This is a genomic window from Billgrantia sp. C5P2 (assembly GCF_051062895.2).
Genome location: NZ_CM128542.1, coordinates 1672407 through 1688830, shown reverse-complemented (window position 1 = coordinate 1688830; position 16424 = coordinate 1672407). Strand labels below are relative to the sequence as shown.

General features: G+C 64.8%; 16 protein-coding genes and 1 tRNA gene. 8 read left to right on the top strand and 9 right to left on the bottom strand.

Translation table 11 applies throughout. From position 1 onward, the window contains the following. Window positions 1–44 precede the first annotated feature (44 nt). Window positions 45–602: a GTP cyclohydrolase I FolE gene (gene folE, locus ACRWQA_RS07855; RefSeq protein ID WP_263580379.1), complete on the bottom strand. Its 558-nt coding sequence runs from the start codon at window positions 600–602 to the stop codon at window positions 45–47. Between the two features lie 269 nt (window positions 603–871). On the opposite strand from folE, the gene ACRWQA_RS07850 reads away from it, so the two are divergent. Beyond that, on the top strand, window positions 872–1435 hold the full coding sequence (locus ACRWQA_RS07850) for a hypothetical protein (protein ID WP_263580380.1): 564 nt from the start codon (window positions 872–874) through the stop codon (window positions 1433–1435). Window positions 1436–1482: 47 nt separating this feature from the next. On the opposite strand, the gene ACRWQA_RS07845 is transcribed toward ACRWQA_RS07850, so the two are convergent. Together ACRWQA_RS07845 and ACRWQA_RS07840 are read right to left on the bottom strand one after the other, a co-directional pair. Next, the gene (locus tag ACRWQA_RS07845; RefSeq protein ID WP_434232454.1) at window positions 1483–2469 is read right to left on the bottom strand and encodes a serine/threonine protein kinase; all 987 of its coding nucleotides are present in this window, start codon (window positions 2467–2469) and stop codon (window positions 1483–1485) included. Between the two features lie 55 nt (window positions 2470–2524). Then, the gene (locus tag ACRWQA_RS07840) at window positions 2525–3310 is read right to left on the bottom strand and encodes a ComFC family protein (protein ID WP_434232452.1); all 786 of its coding nucleotides are present in this window, start codon (window positions 3308–3310) and stop codon (window positions 2525–2527) included. Between the two features lie 178 nt (window positions 3311–3488). On the opposite strand from ACRWQA_RS07840, the gene bioB reads away from it, so the two are divergent. The 7 genes from bioB (at window position 3489) to bioA (ending at window position 9547) form a co-directional block, all read left to right on the top strand. Beyond that, window positions 3489–4595, top strand: a complete 1107-nt coding sequence (gene bioB / locus ACRWQA_RS07835; RefSeq protein ID WP_434232449.1) for a biotin synthase BioB — start codon at window positions 3489–3491, stop codon at window positions 4593–4595. A 5-nt stretch (window positions 4596–4600) separates the two neighbouring features. Beyond that, complete coding sequence (gene bioF, locus ACRWQA_RS07830) at window positions 4601–5755, top strand: 8-amino-7-oxononanoate synthase (RefSeq protein WP_434232446.1); 1155 nt, start codon at window positions 4601–4603, stop codon at window positions 5753–5755. Then, entirely contained in the window at window positions 5752–6489 is a 738-nt protein-coding gene (locus ACRWQA_RS07825) for an alpha/beta fold hydrolase (RefSeq protein WP_434232443.1), read from the top strand. Before bioF ends, ACRWQA_RS07825 begins: the two co-directional genes overlap by 4 nt. Then, a complete protein-coding gene (locus ACRWQA_RS07820; protein ID WP_434232440.1) occupies window positions 6486–7298 on the top strand; it encodes a methyltransferase domain-containing protein in 813 nt (270 codons plus the stop codon). Before ACRWQA_RS07825 ends, ACRWQA_RS07820 begins: the two co-directional genes overlap by 4 nt. Continuing rightward, on the top strand, window positions 7295–7996 hold the full coding sequence (gene bioD, locus ACRWQA_RS07815; protein WP_263580387.1) for a dethiobiotin synthase: 702 nt from the start codon (window positions 7295–7297) through the stop codon (window positions 7994–7996). Before ACRWQA_RS07820 ends, bioD begins: the two co-directional genes overlap by 4 nt. Window positions 7997–8040: 44 nt before the next feature. Next, window positions 8041–8125 (top strand) — tRNA-Leu (locus tag ACRWQA_RS07810). A 156-nt stretch (window positions 8126–8281) separates the two neighbouring features. Then, window positions 8282–9547 carry an adenosylmethionine--8-amino-7-oxononanoate transaminase gene (bioA, locus tag ACRWQA_RS07805; RefSeq protein ID WP_434231752.1) on the top strand — a complete coding sequence of 422 codons (1266 nt, stop codon included), beginning with the start codon at window positions 8282–8284 and terminating at the stop codon, window positions 9545–9547. Window positions 9548–9618: 71 nt separating this feature from the next. Here the strand turns inward: bioA and lpxC are convergent, their stop codons facing one another. The 6 genes from lpxC to murC form a co-directional block, all read right to left on the bottom strand. Beyond that, on the bottom strand, window positions 9619–10530 hold the full coding sequence (lpxC, locus tag ACRWQA_RS07800) for a UDP-3-O-acyl-N-acetylglucosamine deacetylase (protein ID WP_263580389.1): 912 nt from the start codon (window positions 10528–10530) through the stop codon (window positions 9619–9621). A gap of 112 nt (window positions 10531–10642) precedes the next feature. Continuing rightward, window positions 10643–11812 carry a cell division protein FtsZ gene (ftsZ, locus tag ACRWQA_RS07795; protein WP_263580390.1) on the bottom strand — a complete coding sequence of 390 codons (1170 nt, stop codon included), beginning with the start codon at window positions 11810–11812 and terminating at the stop codon, window positions 10643–10645. A 33-nt stretch (window positions 11813–11845) separates the two neighbouring features. Then, a complete protein-coding gene (ftsA, locus tag ACRWQA_RS07790; RefSeq protein ID WP_263580391.1) occupies window positions 11846–13129 on the bottom strand; it encodes a cell division protein FtsA in 1284 nt (427 codons plus the stop codon). A 195-nt stretch (window positions 13130–13324) separates the two neighbouring features. Continuing rightward, on the bottom strand, window positions 13325–14047 hold the full coding sequence (locus ACRWQA_RS07785) for a cell division protein FtsQ/DivIB (RefSeq protein WP_263580392.1): 723 nt from the start codon (window positions 14045–14047) through the stop codon (window positions 13325–13327). Beyond that, window positions 14044–14973, bottom strand: a complete 930-nt coding sequence (locus tag ACRWQA_RS07780; protein WP_263580393.1) for a D-alanine--D-alanine ligase — start codon at window positions 14971–14973, stop codon at window positions 14044–14046. The genes ACRWQA_RS07785 and ACRWQA_RS07780 overlap by 4 nt, the downstream gene beginning before the upstream one ends. Next, window positions 14970–16382, bottom strand: a complete 1413-nt coding sequence (gene murC / locus ACRWQA_RS07775; RefSeq protein ID WP_263580394.1) for a UDP-N-acetylmuramate--L-alanine ligase — start codon at window positions 16380–16382, stop codon at window positions 14970–14972. Before murC ends, ACRWQA_RS07780 begins: the two co-directional genes overlap by 4 nt. Between the last annotated feature and the right edge of the window lie 42 nt (window positions 16383–16424).

Here is a 16424-nt window from a genome sequence, read left to right as displayed (position 1 = left end):
GTGGCTCCGGGCAAGGAACGGTCGTCGACACGGGGCCCGCCCCGTCAGCGGCCGTTGACAAGGGTGAGGAACTCCTGCCGTGTGGGCTGGTTCTCGCGGAAAGCGCCCAGCATCACGGAAGAGGTCATGCTGGAATTCTGCTTCTCCACACCGCGCATCATCATGCACAGGTGCCGGGCCTCGATCACTACCGCCACGCCGCGCGCACCGGTGACCCGCTGCACGGCCTCGGCGATCTGCCGCGTCAGGTTCTCCTGGATCTGCATGCGCCGGGCGTACATATCGACGATGCGAGCGAATTTGGAAAGCCCCAACACCTTGCCATTCGGCAGGTAGGCGATATGGCACTTGCCGATGAAGGGCAGCAGGTGATGCTCGCACATCGAATAGAGTTCGATGTCCTTGACCAACACCATTTCGTCGGTCTCGCTCTTGAAAACGGCGCCGTTGATGATCTCTTCGAGAGTCTGGGAGTAGCCTCGGGTGAGAAACTGCATCGCCTTGGCGGCACGTTTCGGGGTATCCCGCAGGCCCTCCCGGTCCGGGTCCTCGCCCAGTTCGAGAATGATCTGGCGATAGAAGTTGGCAAGCTCTTCGTTCATGGTCAGGCCCTGCGACTCAGTGTACCGTTCGTCTCGCGATGGCCCGGCCATCGTCGTGAATTCATACAATAGGTGTGCACAAAAATATTGCTTGTATAACTTTTAGCGCCTCTGGACGATATTCTACCGTAACCGAAGATCCGCCGCAGGCGGTATGCCTCAAAACGACATCCTGCGACATTCGTTCCGCTGCCACCCCTAGGTGGCTATGGTAAAATAACGGCCTTGAAACTGCCGATACGCGCAGCCTGGTCCCCCGAGAGCCCGATATGAGCAAGATTTCAGACGCGATACTGACCGCCAGCGGACTGGCCCTTCTCCTCATGCCCCTGCACGCCTCGGCTGGTACCCTTGCCGTACCCAAGGATGCCGTCGTTGCTTTCCAGGTCATCGACGATCTCGTTCTCGAAGAGGAGAACGGACGCCGCGACGATATTCTGCTTCGCCCCGTCAGCAGCCTTGACGACGCCACCCATGAGTTGCCTGAATACTGCGTCGTGGTGGGCGACGCTCGCCAGGAAGGCGACCGCCTGCGCATTGCCGCCAAGGCGCTGACCTGCGTCGAAACTGATGGTGGCGACAGCGACATCTATAGCGGTGATATCTCCGCTGCCGCGTACGAAATGGACGGTAGTTACGGGCTGGCAGTGTGCGATGCCGGCCACTGCGAACTGTCGAAGGATCATGCTTTTCATCTCAAGCTCGCCAGCTCCTTGGAGATCGAGGAGCAGGACAACCCCTCCGCACGCATCAACGAGCAACGCCGCCAGGCCGACGGGGCCGGTGTGGCCAACCCGGTCCCCGCCGAGCGACCCGACCCCGACAGCAACTGAGTTCTCTCGGCTTTGCGCACCCCCGGCGGGTGCGCATCCCTCCAGTTTCAAGACAGCCAGCGCGGCGAACGATCAAGCACCAGGCGCTGCTGCTCCAGCTGGCGAATGTGCGCGTCCCAATAACCCGCATCTGCAACCCAGGGAAAAGCCGGGGGAAAGGCGGGGTCGTCCCAGCGCGCCACCAGCCAGGCGCTGTGTCGCATCAGGCGCAGCGTACGCAAGGGTTCGATCAGCGCCAGCTCGCGGCGATCGAACTCACGGTGCTGTTCGTAGCCCTCCAGCACCTCCGAGAGCTGCATGTGCCACTCCGCTTCGTGCTCGGCGGTGAGAAACATCCACAGGTCCTGCACGGCGGGCGCCATCATGGCATCGTCGAAGTCGACCAGGGAGAAGGCGTCGTCGCGGCCGAGCAGGTTGCCGATGTGGCAGTCGCCCTGCACCCGGATCGTCTGCTGCGGCGTCCAGGCATGAGCCTGCAACGCTTTGTGCAGCGCCTCGGAGATACGTTCGTAGGCCTGGCGCTGGCGACGATCCAGCCAAGGTGCCGTCAGCACGCGCTGCCGCGCCTCTCGCACCATGCCATCCAGGTCGAGTCTGACCCGATGCTGGAACTCGCCACGCTCGCCAACCGCATGCACGGCACCGATCAGTTCGCCAAGGGCAAACAGGTGGGAAGGGTTCTCCAGCTCCGGAGCCTGGCCCGACAGCTGGGGAAACAGGGCAAGCCGAAAGCCCTCGGCATGATGCAGGCTAATGCCGCCCTCATTGCGCCAGGGTGGCGCCACGGCGACGCCTTCCGCGGCCAGCTCATCCAGAAAGTCGTGCTCCTCCTGGATCTGCGCGTCGCTCCAGCGGGCGGGACGATAGAACTTTGCCACCCAGCGCCGGCCCTCGTCGTCATGCAGCAGGTACACTCGATTCTCATAGCTGTTTAAGGCGAACGGCTCACCCGGCAACCAGAAGCCGAGCGACTCGATGGCCGCCACGACACGGGCCGGCGACAGGGCTGCGAAGGGATGTGGCGTGCTGTGCATGTGCTTCACCGGCTGACGAAAGCCCCCATGGTAACAGCCTGGGTGCAACAGCGGATCATTCGATCAGCAGCGGCGTGCGCGCCACTGCCCAGGCTTCCACCTCCCGGGCACCGGACGCCAGACAGGCCTGAGCCAGTGCATCCAGTGTGGCACCGGTGGTCATCACGTCGTCGAGCAGGACCACGCGTGACGGCAACTGGCCCTTCACCTCGAAGCCACCGCGCAGGTTGCGGAAGCGCTCGGCGCGATCGAGGCCGCGCTGAGAGCGTGTGTGCTGGCGTCGCTGCGCCTGTGAAAGCTGCAGGCCATGGCGCTCCGCCAGGCGCTGGGCCAGCCAGTCGGCCTGATCGAAGCCGCGCTCCCGTGCACGCCTGGGATGCAGCGGTACCGGGATCAACGCCTCGGGCCAGGCCAAGGCCCCAGGCGGCAGGCCGACTTCCAGCAGCTCGAGCAGCACATTGCCGGCACGCGGCGAGGCATGGAACTTGAAGCGCTGCACCAGCCTTACCACCTCATCCTCGTAGCGCAGCGGCGCCCGCGCACGAACGAAAGCCGGCGGCCGGGTCAGGCAGTGGCCGCAGCGCTTTCCCGCCAGCGAGCCCGACGGCTGCGGTTCGGCGCAGCTCGGGCAGGCCGGCAGGTTCCACGGCAGCGCCTCGAAACAGGCCTGGCACCAAGGGCGTTCGGGCTCGGCAGGCGCCAGGCAGAAACCGCAGCGCCCAGCCAGGGCTCGACGCAGGCCGCGGTCGACACCCTGCCACAGCGGCCGCAGCCAATCGAACCATCGTGAGCCTCCTGGCATCCCATCTCGCAGCGGCGCGCGCTTCAGCTCCGGTTCCATTGGATGTTTGTCCTTGTCGTGTCACTGCGGTGGAGCTTAACACCGCCTGCGAGGTCATTATTCGCCTGCCACCACCTAGTCAACCTCCACATCAGACCAGGTTGACAGAAATCCAATTTCACGTAGGCTCACAGTCAACATTCAAGAACCACCGAGTTGACCAAGGCGAGCCCTCTCCATGTCCGATGCCCTGCACGCCAGCCCGAGCGGCCAGACCACCCCAGCTACCCCCAGCATCCGCCACGACTGGTCGCTGGCCGAGATAGAGGCCCTTTTCGCCCTGCCCTTCAACGACCTGCTGTTTCGCGCCCAGCAGGTGCATCGCGCCCACTTCGATGCCAATGCCGTGCAGGTCTCCACGCTGCTGTCGATCAAGACCGGTGCCTGCCCGGAAGACTGCAAGTACTGCCCCCAGTCGGGACACTACACCACCGGGCTGGGCAGGGAGAAGCTGCTGGAGATAGAGAAGGTGGTTGCCCAGGCCAAGGCCGCCCAGGAGGCCGGTGCCAGCCGCTTCTGCATGGGTGCGGCCTGGCGCAGCCCGCGCGAGAAGGACCTCGCCGTAGTGCTGGAAATGGTCAGCCGGGTCAAGGCGCTGGGGCTCGAGACCTGTATGACGCTGGGCATGGTCGACGGCGATCAGGCCAGTCGCCTGGCCGAGGCCGGCCTCGATTACTACAACCACAACCTCGACACTTCGCCGGAATACTATGGCGAGATCATCACCACCCGCACCTATGCCGACCGCCTGGAGACCCTGGCCAACGTGCGCGAGGCGGGCATGAAGGTCTGTGCCGGTGGCATCCTCGGTATGGGAGAAGCCCCCCGCGACCGCGCCGCCCTGCTGCAGCAGCTGGCCCGGCTCGAGCCGCATCCCGAGTCGGTGCCGATCAACATGCTGGTCAAGGTCCCCGGCACGCCACTGGAAGACGTGGAAGATCTCGACCCCATCGAGTTCGTGCGCGCCATCGCCGTCGCCCGCATCCTGATGCCGGCAAGCCATGTGCGCCTGTCGGCCGGTCGCGAGCAGATGAACGAGTCGACCCAGGCGCTGGCTTTCCTCGCCGGGGCCAACTCCATCTTCTACGGCGACAAGCTGCTGACCACCGGCAACCCGCAGGCCACCCGCGACCGCGCCCTATTCGACAAGCTCGGGCTGCATCCCGAGCGGCGCGACACCTGCCATGACGACGACCGCCAGCAAGCCGCGCTCGCAGGTGCCCTGGCGCAACAGGAGCGTCAGGCCCGCAGCGCCGCGCTGGCCTATGACGCCACCCAGGCCTGAACGCGATGTCGCCCCCCCTCCACGCCTGGCCCGAGCGTCTCAGTGAGGCCGCCGCCTGGCGCCATGCCCAGGGGCTTTGGCGTGAGCGTCACACGCTTCAGCCCGGGCTGGTCGATTTTGCCGGTAACGATTACCTTGGCCTGGCCGGCGACCCGCGGCTGGCCGAAGCTCAGGCCGCGGGAGCACGCGAGTTCGGTGCCGGCGCCGGCGCCTCGCACCTGGTCAGTGGTCATCTGGAGGTTCATGAAGCCCTCGAGAGACGCCTGGCCGAACTCGTCGGACGTCCCCGGGCACTACTCTTCTCCACCGGCTACATGGCCAACCTGGGAACGCTTCAGGCGCTGTGCGACAGCGACACTCATGTCTTTCAGGACCGGCTCAACCATGCCTCCCTGCTCGATGGCGCCGAGCTTGCCGGCGCGCGCTCGCGGCGCTTCCATCATCGTGACCTCGACGATCTCGACCGCCTGCTCGGTCGGGCGCCGAGCGATTCGGCCAAGCTGGTGGTCAGCGACGGCGTGTTCAGCATGGATGGCGACGTGGCCAATATCGCCGGCCTGGCGGAGATCAGCGCCCGGCATGCTGCCTGGCTGATGGTCGACGATGCCCATGGGCTGGGGGTGCTCGGCGCTCATGGCGACGGCTGCGTCGGTCGTGCCCACGGGGTCGATCGCGTTCCGATACTGGTCGGCACACTGGGCAAGGCGCTGGGCACCGGGGGGGCCTTCGTTGCCGGCAGCGAGGCATTGGTCGAGCACCTGATCCAGTTTGCCCGCCCCTACGTCTATACCACCGCCCAGCCGCCCGGCGTGGCGGCCGCTACCCTCGCGGCGCTCGACGTCCTCGCCGCCGAACCCGAACGCCGCGAATCCCTGCGGAGCACCATCGCCTATTTTCGCCACGAGGCAGCGCTGCTCAACCTACCGCTGGCCGACTCGTTCACCCCCATTCAGCCGCTGGCCCTGGGAGCGAGCCAGGATGTCATGCACTGGGCCGCTCGGCTGCGCGAGTCGGGACTACTGGTCGGCGCCATCCGCCCTCCGACTGTTCCACGGGGCGAGGCCCGTCTACGCATCACGCTGCGCGCCACCCACGGCCGGAAAGACCTGGACCGCCTGCTCGAGACACTGGCACGCCTGCACAGGGGGGAAGAGAGTTGACGAAGCTGGTCCTGCTCTCCGGCTGGGGCATCGATGCGCGTATCTGGCAGCCGCTCTCTCCCTACTGGCCAGATGACACCGAGATACAGACTCCCGACTGGCCGGGCTACGGTGAGCGGATCCACGATGTTTTGCCGACGACTCTCCCGGCTCTGGCCGCCAAGATGCGCGGCGATCTGTCTTGCGACAGCATCTGGGTAGGCTGGTCACTCGGTGGACTGCTGGCCGGCGCGCTGCTGTCTCATCTGCCGCCTCCCCGTGCCCTGGTGCTGGTGGGGGCAGGAGCGCGCTTCTGTAGCGAGGATGGCGTCAGGCCTGCGGAGCTGGCAACCTTTCGCCGTGCCTTCGATCGTGACCCACATGCAACCTGGCAACACTTCCTGCGCTGGCAGTTGCAGGGGGAACCTGCCGTCCGCATAGCACATCGTCGCCTGCTCGATCTTCAAGGCCAGTATCCCAGCGCTTCCAGTCAGACCCTGGCCACGGGTCTCGATCAACTGGCGCGTCTCGACCTTACCCACGTGCTTGCCTCACCGCCCTGCCCGATCCATCGGCTCGCCGGTGAACGGGACAGGCTGATGGGAAAGGCGGCACACCAGGCGGCCGACCGGATCCTCACCGATAGCGGCCACTGCCCGATGCTGTCCCGTCCGGAGGCCTTGGCGAACCACCTCGTCGCACTGGCGCGCGAGATCGACCTCGACCGCACCAGCCAAGGTGAGGTCGCCTCATGACCCCTTCCCTCGTACCCGCCGCCTACCACGAAACAAATGCGCCAAGCGTATGGCGGCGACAGGTTGCCCGCGCTTTTTCCCGGGCGTCGGGCCAGTACGCACGCCTGGCTCAAGCCCAGCTGCAGATGGGCGAAGCATTGTGGTCACTCCTGCCCGATCGGGCAGATCGCGTGCTCGACCTGGGCTGTGGCCCGGGACACTGGTGCCGCCGCCTGGCGGCCCGCTTCGGCCCGGACTGCCGTGTATTCGGACTCGACCTGGCCCCGGGCATGCTCGATGTTGCCCATCGCGAAGCCCCGAGAGGCATCGACTGGCTGTGCGCAGATGCCGCCGCCCTGCCCCTGGCTGACCGGCAGGTAGACCTGGTGTTTTCCAACCTGGCCATCCAGTGGTGTCTGGATCTCGACACCGTGATGGCGGAGCTCAACCGGGTGCTTCGCCCCGGTGGCCGGGCAGTGATCAATACCCTGGGGCCCGGCACCCTGCACGAGATCAGCCATGCCTGGTCGTCGCCTGATGCCCTGCTCGACTTCCGCTCGCGAGAGCGGCACCTGGCCAGCGCACGCCTTGCCGGCTTCCGGCACGTTCAGTGCAATGCCGTCACGGAGCGCTTCTTCTATCCCGACCTGGCGGCGGTGATGGCCTCGATCAAGGGAGTCGGCGCCCAGACCCCGCGCCCCGCCTCCCGCCTCACCCGCTCCGACCTGGCCGGTGCCAAGCGCCGCTACGAATCGCTGCGCGAGCCTGCAGGACTGCCGGTCAGCTATCGACGACTGACCCTGGTGCTCGACAAGGAGGCGGACGCATGACCCGTTATTTCGTGACCGGTACCGACACCGATGCCGGCAAGACCCTCGTCACCGCCGGCATGCTGGCGCTGGCACGCTCACGGGGCCTGACCACCCTGGGGCTCAAGCCCATCGCCTCGGGGTGCCGTCGCACCGACGCCGGGCTGCGCAATGACGATGCCCTCGCCCTGCTGGCACGCAGCGTGCCAGCGGTGGCCTACGACCAGATCAACCCCTTCGCCTTCGAGCCCGCCATCGCCCCGCACCTGGCCGCCCGCCAGGCCGGCGTGCAGGTCGACCTTGCCCGGCTATGCGAGCATGTCGCCCCCCTGCTGGACGCCCCCCGCGACCTCATTCTCATCGAGGGCGCCGGCGGCTGGCGCGTCCCCCTCAGCGACAGCGAGGACCTCTCGGGGCTGGCCCTGCGCCTGCGCCTGCCGGTGATCCTGGTGGTAGGCCTCAAGCTCGGCTGCCTCAACCATGCGCGTCTGACGGCCGAAGCCATACGTGCAGACGGGGCAAAGCTGGCCGGCTGGGTCGGCAACCTGCTCGATGCCGATTTCGCCCGCGACGCCTCGCTCTATGCCGATAATCTGGCCACGCTGCGGCGCACTCTCGAAGCCCCCTGCCTCGGCGTGGTGCCACGTCTGCGCCGGGTTGCCGCGGCAAGGCGACCCGACGCCACCGTCGCCCATCTCGAGCTGCCCGAAGGCGATTGACTTGCGACCGAGGGTCCGTACAATGTGGACGCCTGCCCAGCCCTGCGGATGTGGTGGAATTGGTAGACACGCCAGATTTAGGTTCTGGTGCCTTCGGGCGTGGGAGTTCAAGTCTCCCCATCCGCACCATCACGGCTCGCCTTCGCCGAGCTTCGTGACGTTCCCAGCGACAGCATCTTCCCATCTTCCTGCGACGGCACCGCATCGCCGCCACGTAGACGCGTACCAGCTACGCACGCTCGCAATCCCCCTCTTCGTACTCACGAATGCACTCACGGAGGCATGATGGCAACGCCCGTCTGGCATCCCTATGCCCACCTGCTCACTCAGCAAGCCGCTCCCAAGGTCATCGGAGGCGAAGGCCCCCGCTTCACTCTAGAGAACGGCGAGACGCTGCTCGACGCCACCTGCTCGTGGTGGTGCATGATCCACGGCTATGCGCATCCGCGCCTGGTGGCGGCGATCAAGGAGCAGGCCGACACCCTTTGCCACGTGATGCTGGGCGGTCTGACCCATGATCCCGCCGATCGCCTGGCGCGCGAACTGGTTCGGGTCACCCCACCCGGACTCGAGCACGTATTCTTCTCCGATAGCGGCTCGGTGGGCATGGAGGTAGCCATGAAGATGGCGGTTCAATACCACTATCTACGCGGCAAACCCGGCAAGCATCGCATGCTGTCGCTGATGAAGGCCTATCATGGCGACACCAGCGGCTGCATGGCGGTATGCGACCCCGAAGAGGGCATGCACAGCCTGTTTGCCGGCTACCTGCCCAGGCACCACTTTGCCCCAGCGCCCACCGCCCCCTACGACGCCGAGCCAGAAACCGTAGCGCAGGATCTCGCTGCCCTGCGCGCTGTGCTCGAGCAGCATCACCATGAAATCGCCGCACTGCTGATGGAGCCGCTGTTGCAGGCCGCCGGCGGCCTCAATATGACCTCGCCGCTCTATCTCAAGGGGGCGCGTGAGCTCTGCGACGAGTTCGACGTACTGCTGGTGTTCGACGAGGTGGCCACCGGCTTTGGCCGTACCGGCAAGATGTTCGCCGCCGACCACGCCGCCATTACTCCCGACATCATGGTTCTCTCGAAAGGGCTGACCGGCGGCTACCTGGGCCATGCGGCAACCCTTGCCACCGACCGTGTGCACGAGGCCTTCGTCGGCGATACACCGCTGCACGCCTTCATGCACGGCCCCACCTTCATGGGCAATCCCCTGGCCTGCCGCGTAGCGCTGGAGAGTCTTGCCGTGTTCGAGGAGGAAAACTACCTGGAAAGGATTGCGGGCCTCAACCGAGTGCTGCACGAAGAGCTGCTCGCCGACCCGGCGCTTCGCCACCACCCTCGGGTGCGTGACGTCAGGGTGCTGGGCGCCACCGCCGTCATCGAGGTCAACGATGCCAAAGACCTTGAGGGTGTTGCCGCACTGGCACGCGCTCAGGGCGTCTGGCTACGCCCTTTCGGCCGCTGGCTCTACACCATGCCCGCCTATATCACGTCGCACGAGGAGATGCGCCGCATCACCCACACGATGAAGGTAGGGTTCACCTGAAAGAAAACGCCGCCCTCATGGAGGGCGGCGCATTTCGCTGCGTCACACAGGCGGCCGAGCCGCCTGGGCGATCAGGCCATGATAGGCTGAGCGTAGGAGATCGGCGCCAGCTCGCGCTCGTTCTCGAAGGTGACGATCTCGTAGGCATCGGGCTGGGCAAGCAGCGCCCGGCACAACTGGTTGTTCAGTGCATGCCCCGATTTTACGCCGCGGAACTCACCAATCAGGCTATGGCCGAGCAGGTAGAGATCTCCGATGGCGTCGAGCACCTTGTGCTTGACGAACTCGTCCTCGTAACGCAAGCCACCTTCGTTGACGATGCGATACTCGTCGACCACGATGGCATTATCGAGGCTGCCGCCCAAGGCCAGATTGTTGGCACGCAGGTACTCGAGATCGCGCATGAAACCGAAGGTTCTGGCGCGCGAAACCTCCTTGACGAATGAGGTCGTGGAGAAGTCCACCACGGCGGTCTGCTTCTGATCCTCGAAGACCGGGTGATCGAACTCGATGGCAAACGTCACCTTGAAGCCTTGGTGCGGCAGGAAGCGCGCCTCCTTGCCGTCATCCTGCACCACCACTTCGCGCTTGATGCGGATGAATTTCTTCGGCGCTTCCTGTTCGGCGATACCCGCCGACTGAATCAGGAAAACGAAGGGACCGGCGCTACCGTCCATGATCGGCACTTCAGGAGCGCTGAGGTCGATGTAGGCGTTATCGATCCCCAGGCCGGCCAGCGCAGACATGAGATGCTCCACGGTCGCCACCTTGACGTCACCGCGCGACAGCGCGGTGCACAGGGTGGTATCGGTGACCAGGGCGGCACTGGCCGGCACCTGCACCTCGGGTTCGAGGTCCGTACGCACGAACACGATACCCGTATTGACCGGGGCCGGACGCAAGGTCAGGTACACCTTCTTCCCGGAATGAAGACCGACGCCGGTGGCGCGGATGGTGTTTTGCAGGGTGCGTTGTCTGATCATGGGCAGTAGCCAGGCCGTTGTAAGTTATCAAACACCGTTCACTATAACACCGAACGTGCGTTTCAACAAAAAAAACATCTCCTGGCCCTGCCTATGCTCGCAATAGTTTCTGTCAATCGGCTTGTCGACGCAGAAAGGCCGGGATATCGAGATAATCGTCCAGTTCCTGGGGCGAGCGACGCTTTTCCGGCTGCGGCTTGACCGCCTCCTGGGGCTCGGCCTTGGGCATGGCGCTCTGCTGACGCATGGCCGGCTGGGCACGCTGACGATATTCGCTACCTTCGTTACGCTTGACGGTTTCGCGCCCTGTCGCCTTGGCCTGTCGCCCTTCGAGACCCGCAGCAACGACGGTGACGCGCAGCTCGTCGGTCATGTCCATGTCGATCGAGGTGCCCACGACGATGGTCGCATCCTGCGAAGCGAACTCCTGCACGGTGGCGCCGACGTCGTTGAATTCGCCGATCGACAGATCCGGCCCGGCCGTGATGTTGACCAGAATGCCACGTGCGCCATGCAGGTCGATGTCCTCCAGCAGCGGGCTGCGAATGGCTTTCTCGGCAGCCTCGCGGGCGCGATTCTCGCCGGTGGCGCCACCGGTACCCATCATCGCCATGCCCATCTCGGACATCACGGTGCGCACGTCGGCGAAGTCGACGTTGATGATGCCGGGACTGGTGATCAGCTCGGCGATTCCCTGTACGGCCCCCAGCAGCACGTCATTGGCGGCACTGAAGGCGGTCAGCAGGCTGGCGTTCTTGCCCAGCACCGAGAGCAGCTTCTCGTTGGGAATGGTGATCAGTGAGTCGACGTGTTCCGACAGCTCCCTCATCCCCTCTTCGGCCACGCGCATGCGCTTCGGCCCTTCGAAGGGGAACGGGCGGGTGACGACGGCCACGGTGAGAATCCCGAGCTCCTTGGCCACCTGCGCCACGACCGGGGCACCGCCAGTGCCGGTGCCGCCGCCCATACCGGCGGTGATGAAGACCATGTCGGCGCCGCTGATCAGCTCGGCGATGCGCTCACGATCCTCCATGGCAGCCTGGCGACCCACATCGGGGTTGGCACCGGCACCGAGCCCCTTGGTGATCTCGTTGCCGAGTTGGAGTACGGTCTTGGCGGCTACCCGCTTGAGCGCCTGAGCATCCGTATTGGCGCAGATGAACTCGACGCCTTCGATATTGCTCTCGACCATGTGGTTAACGGCGTTGCCGCCGCCGCCACCTACGCCGACGACCTTGATGACCGCACTGCTCGAGGGTGCGCTATCTACGAGTTCGAACATAAGCCCCGTCTCCTGGACCGCGCCGCGGCCCTATTAGAAATTTCCTTTCAACCAGCCCTTGAGTTTTGCCAGCGCCGGAATCCCTTCCCATCCACCACGCTGAGAGACGTCTTCGCGCCTGGGCGGCGCTGCCACTACCCTGCCCTCACGGCCATGCCCCTGCCGAGCCTCCTGAATGGCGTAATGTAGCAAACCTACACCAGTGGAATAAATCGGGTTGCGCACCACGTCGGCAAGCCCGCGCACGTTATGGGGGCAAGCAATGCGCACCGGCATGTGGAAGATCTCCTCGGCCAGCTCGACGACCCCCTCCATGCGCGAAGTTCCGCCGGTGAGCACCACTCCGGCTGCCACCAGGTCTTCGTAACCGCTGCGCCGCAGCTCGTCGCGAATCAAGGTGAACAGCTCCTCGTAGCGCGGCTCGACCACTTCGGCCAATGCCTGACGCGATAGATCGCGAGCAGGACGATCGCCGACGCTGGGCACCTTGATCATTTCATCACTGGCGGCCAGTTGGGTCAGGGCACAGGCGTACTTGACCTTGATCTCTTCGGCGTACTGGGTCGGGGTGCGCAGCGCCATGGCGATATCGTTGGTGACCTGGTCGCCGGCGATGGGGATCACCGCCGTATGGCGAATGGCCCCCTCGGTAAAGACGGCGATGTCGGTGGTACCGCCACCGATATCGACCATGCACACGCCGAGCTCGCGCTCGTCCTCGGTCAACACCGCCATGCTGGAAGCCAACTGTTCGAGAATGATGGCATCGACCTCGAGGCCACAGCGGCGCACGCATTTATCGATATTCTGTACTGCATTGAGCGCGGCGGTAACCAGATGTACACGCGCTTCGAGACGCACCCCCGACATGCCGAGCGGCTCGCGAATACCGCCTTGGGTGTCGATGGCGAACTCCTGAGGCAATACGTGCAAAACACGCTGCCCTTCGGAGATGGCACGCGCTCGCGCCGAATCAATGACACGATCGATATCGGTAGACATCACTTCGCGCTCTTTTATCGCGACCACGCCATCCGAATTCATCGAACTGATATGACTACCCGCCACGCCGACATACACCGAATGGATATCGCAGCCGGCCATCAACTCGGCCTCTTCCACGGCACGCTGGATCGATTGGACCGTCGACTCGATGTTGATGACCACGCCCTTCTTCATGCCACGAGAGGGGTGCGATCCAATACCGGCGATCTCGATGCCGCCGTCATCGGTAGGCTGTCCGACGATGGCCACTACCTTGGACGTTCCAATATCCAGTCCGACTACCATATTAGATGAGTTGGAAGTGACTGCCATGCGCCGGAGTGTCTCCTGAAACTTGACCTGCTGGGAATCCCATTATTCTGATAAATGGTCATTGCGCCCATTATAGAAACAACTGGCGTTAAACCACCAGTCTATTACGAAAAACCTGGTTCACGATACGGGTTATTGAAGACAAAGAAAATAGCGCAATGGCTGCAAGATGAGGCCGGTACGTGACAAAAGGTTTCAACCCGTACCGTCATCCTCCTCTTCGATGTCGGTTTCGCCATGCCAGGCCACGGCCACTCCGTTGGGGTAGCGCAGGTCGATGTAACGAATATGGGTCGCCTGAGGGCCCAGCTGTCGCTGCCACGCGGCAGCCAACCTGGCCAGCCGAGCCTCACGGTCGCTGCGGCCCAGCATCACCCAGACGCCGTCGTCGAGCTGGAACCGCCAGGCACCACGCGGCTCCAGCCGTAGCTGAGTGATGGCCAGCCCCAGCGTTTCGAAGCGCGGCACCAATCGATCATGGTAAGCCAGAACTTCGGCACCGCTGCCGACCGGCCCGGCCAGATCGGGCAGCCCTTCGGGTGGCTCCACCGGAGCGAAAGCAAACGGCTCTCCGTCGGGGTTGAGCAGGTAGTTGTCGTTCCAGCGCGCCACCGGCACTTGTTCGACCAGTTCGAAAGCGAGGGCATAAGGCCATTCCCGCGCTACCCGGACCTCGGCCAGCCAGTCGATGTCGCGCGCCCGACGACGTAGCGCCGGGAGATCGGCCGACAACCAGGTCTGGCCCTGCAGCAGCGGCGCCAGCTGCGAGCGCAGGTAGTCGGCGCTGACATGATGCAATTCGCCGCGGATCGCCACACGCTCGATGGGCCGATCGAGCCAGGTCCACAGGGCGCGACCTCCGGCTCCCAACAGAATCAGCAGTAACAGTATGCCCAGCGTCGAGCCTCGGGTGCTCATGCCTGGTGCGGCTCCAGCGTGGTAGAGAGGATTCCCAGCACCAGTGCATCGAAATCGATGCCGGCATGAGCGGCAGCCTGGGGCACCAGGCTGTGGTCGGTCATCCCCGGGGAGGTGTTGACCTCGATCAGCCAGAAGCAACCCTCGCCGTCGCGCATCACGTCGACGCGCCCCCAGCCTTCGCCGCCGACGGCTTCGAAGGCCTGACGGCACAGCTCACCCAGTGCCGTTTCCTGCGTGGCATCCAAGCCGCAGGGCAGGTGGTAGCGCGTATCGTTGGAGTTGTACTTGGCTTCGTAGTCATAGAAGCCGCTGGGCACCTCGACACGAATGGCCGGCAGCACGCGCTCGCCCAGCAGCGATACGGTGTACTCTTCGCCACGGATGAAGCGCTCGGCCATGACTCGTGCATCGAAGCGCGCCGCCTCGTGATAAGCCGCCTCCAGGGCTTCCCGGCTGTCGACGATGCTGATGCCCAGGGTCGAGCCCTCGTGCACCGGCTTGACGATCAACGGCAGCCCCAGCCGGGCAACGATGCCGTCCCAGTCGGCATCTGCCGACAGCATCAGCGACTCCGGGGTCGGCAGCCCCAAGGCCTGCCAGACGAGCTTGGTACGCTGCTTGTCCATCCCCAGCGCCGAGGCCAGCACGCCGCTGCCGGTATAGGGAATGGTCAGCAGCTCGAGAGCCCCTTGAAGGGTCCCGTCCTCTCCTCCTCGCCCGTGCAAGGCGATGAAGACACGGTCGGGGGCGAGTGCTTCGAGCCCGGCCAGGCCACCCTCGGCCGGATCGTAGCCGATCACGTCGACGCCGCTGCGCTCGAGCGCCGCCAGCACCGCCGCCCCGCTTCTGAGAGAGACCTCGCGCTCTGCGGAATTGCCGCCATACAGCACCACGACCCGCCCAAACTCGCTCGCCTGCGTCATAGCTCCACCTCGTCGAGAATCAAACGGCTCTCGGCCAACCCAAGAGCGATGCCGCCCACATCCCCGGCGCCCTGAGTGATCAGGATGTCGTCGGCCCGCAGTACCTTGGCCAGCAGCACCGGCAGTTCCGACTTGTGCTGCACGAAGATTGGGTCGAGTGTGCCGCGCTGACGGATGGACCCTGCCAGGGTCTTGCCATCGGCGCCGGGAATCGGCGTCTCTCCCGCGCTGTATACATCGAGCAGCAGCAGCACGTCGACTCCGGCGAGGACACGCACGAAGTCCTCGTAAAGGTCGCGGGTGCGGGTGTAGCGATGCGGCTGATAAATCATCACCAGCCGTCTCTTGGGCCAGCCGGCCCGCACCGCCTTGATCACCATCTCCACTTCACGCGGGTGATGCCCGTAGTCGTCCACCAGCATGACCTCACCGCTGCCGCCGGGAGGCGCAAAATGGCCGTGCACCTGGAAGCGGCGTCCCACGCCGGCGAAACCGGCCAGGCCTCGCAGGATGGCGGCATCATCGACGCCGGCGTCGGTGGCCACGGCGATTGCCGCCAAGGCGTTGAGCGCATTGTGCCGCCCCGGCATGCTCAGGCGGATATCCAGTGGCGCCAAGCCGTCGGGGCGCAGGGCGGTAAAGTGAACCTCGCCGGCATGCTGGGTGAAATCAACGACCCGGTAGTCGGCGTCCTCGCTGAAACCGTAGGTGACGAACTGTCGATGGATGCGATCGAGCAGACCGCGCACGTGCTCGTCGTCGATACACAGAATGGCCAGTCCGTAGAAAGGCAGGTTGTGCAGGAACTCGATGAAGGTGACCTTGAGCCGCTCGAAGTCGCCACCGTAGGTGCTCATGTGGTCGGCATCGATATTGGTGACGATCGATACCATCGGCTGCAGGTGCAGGAACGAGGCGTCGGACTCGTCGGCCTCGGCCACCAGGTAGTCGCCCTCGCCCAGTCGGGCGTTGGTCCCGGCGCTGGTCAGCTTGCCGCCGATGACGAAGGTCGGATCGAGCCCACCCTCGGCGAGTAACGTGGCCGTCAGGCTGGTCGTGGTGGTCTTGCCATGGGTGCCTGCCACTGCGATACCATGACGGAAGCGCATCAATTCGGCGAGCATCTCGGCCCGGCGCACCACCGGCACACGATGCTCGTGGGCCCAGCGGATCTCCGGATTCGATGAGTCCACCGCGGTGGAGACCACCACTACGTCGGCACCTGATACGTTGTTCTCGGCATGGCCGATGGTCACACGAATGCCGTGCTCGCGCAGTCGGGCCACCACCGGTGAGGCTTTCAGGTCGCTGCCGCTGACCCGGTAGCCTTGATTGGCGAGCACTTCGGCGATGCCGCACATGCCGGCACCACCGATACCGACGAAATGGATGTGTCGAATGCGGCGCATGCCCAGGCCTCGCCCGTGGCGGGGCAACGTTGCCTGACCGGG

What these genes read in the sequence shown, in the direction of transcription:
- folE (WP_263580379.1), bottom strand. Translation starts at nt 602, where the DNA reads ATGAACGAAGAGCTTGCCAACTTCTATCGCCAGATCATTCTCGAACTG.
- ACRWQA_RS07850 (WP_263580380.1), top strand. Translation starts at nt 872, where the DNA reads ATGAGCAAGATTTCAGACGCGATACTGACCGCCAGCGGACTGGCCCTT.
- ACRWQA_RS07845 (WP_434232454.1), bottom strand. Translation starts at nt 2,469, where the DNA reads ATGCACAGCACGCCACATCCCTTCGCAGCCCTGTCGCCGGCCCGTGTC.
- ACRWQA_RS07840 (WP_434232452.1), bottom strand. Translation starts at nt 3,310, where the DNA reads ATGGAACCGGAGCTGAAGCGCGCGCCGCTGCGAGATGGGATGCCAGGA.
- bioB (WP_434232449.1), top strand. Translation starts at nt 3,489, where the DNA reads ATGTCCGATGCCCTGCACGCCAGCCCGAGCGGCCAGACCACCCCAGCT.
- bioF (WP_434232446.1), top strand. Translation starts at nt 4,601, where the DNA reads ATGTCGCCCCCCCTCCACGCCTGGCCCGAGCGTCTCAGTGAGGCCGCC.
- ACRWQA_RS07820 (WP_434232440.1), top strand. Translation starts at nt 6,486, where the DNA reads ATGACCCCTTCCCTCGTACCCGCCGCCTACCACGAAACAAATGCGCCA.
- bioD (WP_263580387.1), top strand. Translation starts at nt 7,295, where the DNA reads ATGACCCGTTATTTCGTGACCGGTACCGACACCGATGCCGGCAAGACC.
- bioA (WP_434231752.1), top strand. Translation starts at nt 8,282, where the DNA reads ATGGCAACGCCCGTCTGGCATCCCTATGCCCACCTGCTCACTCAGCAA.
- lpxC (WP_263580389.1), bottom strand. Translation starts at nt 10,530, where the DNA reads ATGATCAGACAACGCACCCTGCAAAACACCATCCGCGCCACCGGCGTC.
- ftsZ (WP_263580390.1), bottom strand. Translation starts at nt 11,812, where the DNA reads ATGTTCGAACTCGTAGATAGCGCACCCTCGAGCAGTGCGGTCATCAAG.
- ftsA (WP_263580391.1), bottom strand. Translation starts at nt 13,129, where the DNA reads ATGGCAGTCACTTCCAACTCATCTAATATGGTAGTCGGACTGGATATT.
- ACRWQA_RS07785 (WP_263580392.1), bottom strand. Translation starts at nt 14,047, where the DNA reads ATGAGCACCCGAGGCTCGACGCTGGGCATACTGTTACTGCTGATTCTG.
- ACRWQA_RS07780 (WP_263580393.1), bottom strand. Translation starts at nt 14,973, where the DNA reads ATGACGCAGGCGAGCGAGTTTGGGCGGGTCGTGGTGCTGTATGGCGGC.
- murC (WP_263580394.1), bottom strand. Translation starts at nt 16,382, where the DNA reads ATGCGCCGCATTCGACACATCCATTTCGTCGGTATCGGTGGTGCCGGC.